We start from the raw sequence: 260 nt of genomic DNA, 5'->3' as shown, positions 1-260 counted from the left end.
AAGCTCTTTCCCCTGCAATTATGAATCTTTTTCTAGTAATTTGTCTAAATACTTATATTGTATTCCTGCAAAAAAAACAGTACACACAGGGACGCCCTTAGTTGCTATGGATGAATTTGATAATGCGATTGCTAAGTGGAAAGAAGACTTTGATTACATTTTCTTTTATTCTTCTGAAGTATTTGATCTTCCTGCTACGCACATTATTGCAGAGAAATGCGATGGAATGGTCTTAGCAGTTAAAAAGCGAAAAGATTCAC

At 34.6% G+C, this 260-nt stretch carries 1 protein-coding gene; it reads left to right on the top strand.

Annotated elements, in window-relative coordinates:
* The coding region (locus SB717_RS37245; RefSeq protein WP_486360807.1) for a P-loop NTPase family protein at positions 1 to 260 on the top strand (260 nt) is incomplete at both ends.

The organism is Priestia sp. SIMBA_032, from assembly GCF_046535215.1.
In the GTDB taxonomy this organism is placed as follows: Bacteria; Bacillota; Bacilli; order Bacillales; family Bacillaceae_H; genus Priestia; species Priestia aryabhattai.
This window is presented reverse-complemented; position numbering and strand designations above follow the sequence as displayed.